Source organism: Actinomadura sp. 7K534, assembly GCF_004348575.1.
GTDB lineage: Bacteria > Actinomycetota > Actinomycetes > Streptosporangiales > Streptosporangiaceae > Spirillospora > Spirillospora livida.
In genome coordinates this window covers 1-3,459 of the sequence record NZ_SMKB01000406.1, presented here as the reverse complement: position 1 = coordinate 3,459, position 3,459 = coordinate 1, and the positions used below count along the sequence as shown (strand labels likewise).

The following is a 3,459-nucleotide window of genomic DNA, read 5'->3' as shown; positions in this document are numbered from 1 at the left end:
CCCCCTCGGGCGTCCCCGTGCCGGCGGCCCCCCACGCCGGCGCCTGGGCGCCCAGTGACAGGAGTTCGCCCACAATGCAACGCGCAAGAATCCCCCGCCGCCTGTCCCTGCTCGCCGCGGGAGCCCTCGTCGTCGGCGGCCTGGCACCCGCCGCGGCCCTGCTCCCGGACGGCACCGCCAGCGCCGCGCCGTCCGCGACCGCGGCGCTGAACGCAAGTGACGTCACCGCCAACCTCTGGGAATGGAACTGGCCCTCCGTCGCGGACGCCTGCACCGACCATCTCGGGCCCGCCGGATACCGGGCCGTGCAGGTCGCGCCGCCCGCCGAGTCGGTCAGCCTCGCCGGCACCAGTGAAGGCGCCCACCCGTGGTGGGAGGTGTACCAGCCCGTCTCTTACGGCCTGACGAGCAGGCTCGGCGACCGCGCCGACTTCGCCGCCATGGTCAGCGCCTGCCACAACGCCGGCGTCCGCGTCTACGTCGACGCCGTCATCAACCACATGGCCGGCCACAACAACACGGTGAACACCACGTACGGCGGCTCCGCGTTCGACCCGACGGGGTTCGCCTACCCGGCCGTCCCGTACGGGTACGGCGACTTCCACCACGCCAACGACGGGTACTGCAACGACGACGACGCGGGCATCGACGACTGGAACGACAAGTCGGAGGTGCAGAACTGCGAGCTGGTGTCGCTGTCGGACCTCAAGACGCAGTCCTCCTACGTCCGCGGGAAGATCGCCGGGTACCTCAACGACCTGATCGGGCTCGGCGTCGACGGGTTCCGGGTCGACGCCGCCAAGCACATCGACCAGGACGACTTCGCCGCGATCAAGAACGCGCTCAACGACACCACCGCCGAGGGCAAGCGACCCTACATCGCCCAAGAGATCTTCCCTGGCGCGTCCAACCCGGAGCTGAAGGCGACCGCGTTCACCAGGAACGGCGACGTCCTCGGCTTCGCCTACGCGATGGGCCTGAAGGCGCAGTTCCAGAACGGCACGCTGGCGAACCTGTCGGGCATCCCGTCCTGGTCGCTGGACGCCGACGGCTCCCAGACCTACGCCATGGTCACCAACCACGACACCGAGCGCGACGGCTCCACGCTCAGCTACAAGAACGGCGGCGACTACACCCTCGCCAACTACTTCATGCTCGCCTACCCGTACGGCAGGCCGGCCGTCTACGACGGGTTCACCTGGTCGTCCAAGGGGCAGTCGCCGCCCGCCGACCCGCGCGGCTTCGTCACCGGCGCGGACTGCTCGGCCGGGTGGCAGTGCATCACCCGCTCCACCGGGATGAAGGGCATGGTCGGCTGGCGGAACGCGACCGCGTCCGCCCCGGCGGTGTCGAACTTCACCGCGACGGCGGGCAATGTGATCGGCTTCAGCCGCGGGTCGCGCGGCTGGATCGGCCTCAACGACTCGTCCGGCCCGTCCACCGCGGCCTACCGGACCGGGCTCGCGGACGGCGTCTACTGCGACGTCATCACCGGCGGCACCGGGTCCGGCGGGTGCGCGGGGACGGCCGTCACCGTGTCCGGCGGCACCGCGACCGTGACGATCCCCGCGGGCGGCGCCGTCGCCGTCCACGCGGACGCGAGGTCCGGCGGATCGCCGACGTCCCAGCCCACCTCCCCGCCCGAGACCGTCACCGACGCGTTCAACGTGCACGCCATCACGACCTGGGGCACGAGCGTCTACGTCGTCGGCGACATCCCCGCCCTCGGCTCCTGGGACCCGGCCGAGGCCGTCAAGCTCTCCCCGGCGAACTACCCGGCCTGGAGCGGGCGGGTGACGCTGCCCGCCGGCACGAGGATCGAGTACAAGTACCTCAAGAAGACCGACGCGGGCGCCGTGACCTGGGAGAACGGGGCCAACCGCAGCTACACCACCGGGACGGCGCCCCATACGGCGAACGACACCTGGCGATAGCCCATGGAGCAGGCACCGTCCCCCGCCGGTGCCGCGGGGCCGGCCTCCACGCGGCGCGTGGAGGCCGGCCCTCGCCATGCCGCTCCCCGGTGTCCCGGGCTACTCTCCGGTCTCCCCGGCGGGCCGGCGGCCGGGACGCCAGAAGACGGCCAGCAGGAGGGCCGAGCCGAGGCCGCCGGCGAGCGCGGTGATCGCGAGGCCCGTCCAGCCGGACAGGTCGTCGGACATGCCCAGCGCCCGGTCGAGGGACGCGCCGCCGCCGCCCAGCGCCCCCAGCGCGCACGCCACCATGATGATCATCAGGACGTACTCGTAGCCCTGCCCGGGCCGGAAGATGAAGAAGCCGTTGCGCAGGTGGGCGGTGATGAGCGCGACGGCCATCGTGCCGACCGCGCCCGCGGCGGCAAGCGGGGTGAGCAGGCCGAGCAGCAGCAGGAGGCCCGCGCCGAGCTCGGTGCCGGTCGCCATCAGCGCGTGCAGCCGGCCGGGCCGCAGCCCCATCGACTCGAACCAGCCCGCGGTGCCCTCGATCTTCCCGCCGCCGAACGCGTGGTTCCAGCCGTGCGCGATCAGGGTGCCGCCGACCGAGATCCGCAGGACGAGGGACGCGATGTCGATGCCCGCCGCCTCAACAGCCATCCACGGCTCCTTACCTCGTGTTCCCACGTGTTCCCGCATGTGCCCTGCCGGGCGCTGCGTCCCGACAACGTACCGGCAGGCGGCGCGCCGCCGTCCGGCGGGCCCGGCGAATACTTCGCCGCGGCGTGGGGCACATCACAGGGGGTGTGTCCCGGATCACGTCACAATCGGGGATGCTCGGACCATCTTCTCTTCGGGTGCCCCGTGCGGGCGGCACCGGAGGAGAGCTTGGGAGGCGCCATGGGCTGCGAACCCAGACGGTTCGACCTGACGATGCTGCACGCCGCGTACGACGCGTTCCGCCGCGACACCGCGCGGACGGCCGCCGCGGCCGGCGCGGACGGCGTGCCGATGGACGCGGCCACGGCGAGCACATGGTCCCTGTTCACCTTCCACTGGCACGTCCAGGACCGCGCCGAGAAGAACGCCCTCTGGACGGTGATGTACGCCAAGGACGCCGACGCGCCGGGGCGGCTCGGGGCGGTGCTCGACGAGATGGCGCTGCGGGCGGTGAAGGTCGTCCCGCTGATCGACGCGGTGGACGCGGCGCTGGAGCAGCGCGACCGCCTCATGTTCGCCCGCTACGCGCCGGAGCTGCACGCGTCCGTGAACGCGCTGCTCGACTACAAGGAGTCGGACGTCCTGCCGCTGATCCCCGGCACCCTCACCGCCTTCGAATGGGGCACGTTCGACGTCGAGTTCCGCCGCGAGATCGGCATGCGGGGGCTCGGGGTCTTCCTGCCCTGGCTGCTGGACGGCGCCCCGGAGCCGACGCGCCGCGCCGTCCTGCACCTGCTGCCGCCGCCGATCCGGCTCTTCTACCGGACGAGCTGGCGGCCCCGCTACCGGCGCCGCTTCGGCGCCGCCGTGCCCGCCTGCTGAGGCC

General features: G+C 72.5%; 3 protein-coding genes. 2 read left to right on the top strand and 1 reads right to left on the bottom strand.

Annotated features, from left to right (window positions below; translation table 11 throughout):
• Nucleotides 1-74: 74 nt before the first annotated feature.
• Nucleotides 75-1,934, top strand: coding sequence for a carbohydrate-binding module family 20 domain-containing protein (locus tag E1266_RS36370; RefSeq protein WP_132055007.1), 1,860 nt, complete (start codon nt 75-77; stop codon nt 1,932-1,934).
• Between the two features lie 99 nt (nt 1,935-2,033).
• On the opposite strand, the gene E1266_RS36365 is transcribed toward E1266_RS36370, so the two are convergent.
• Complete coding sequence (locus tag E1266_RS36365) at nt 2,034-2,573, bottom strand: DoxX family protein (protein WP_132055005.1); 540 nt, start codon at nt 2,571-2,573, stop codon at nt 2,034-2,036.
• 240 nt (nt 2,574-2,813) lie between these two features.
• Between E1266_RS36365 and E1266_RS36360 the strand changes: the two genes are divergently transcribed.
• Complete coding sequence (locus E1266_RS36360) at nt 2,814-3,455, top strand: hypothetical protein (RefSeq protein ID WP_132055003.1); 642 nt, start codon at nt 2,814-2,816, stop codon at nt 3,453-3,455.
• Nucleotides 3,456-3,459: the final 4 nt, after the last annotated feature.

Bases quoted from the DNA above. Each gene is read 5' to 3' on its own strand.
- E1266_RS36370 (WP_132055007.1), top strand. From the start codon at position 75: ATGCAACGCGCAAGAATCCCCCGCCGCCTGTCCCTGCTCGCCGCGGGA.
- E1266_RS36365 (WP_132055005.1), bottom strand. From the start codon at position 2,573: ATGGCTGTTGAGGCGGCGGGCATCGACATCGCGTCCCTCGTCCTGCGG.
- E1266_RS36360 (WP_132055003.1), top strand. From the start codon at position 2,814: ATGGGCTGCGAACCCAGACGGTTCGACCTGACGATGCTGCACGCCGCG.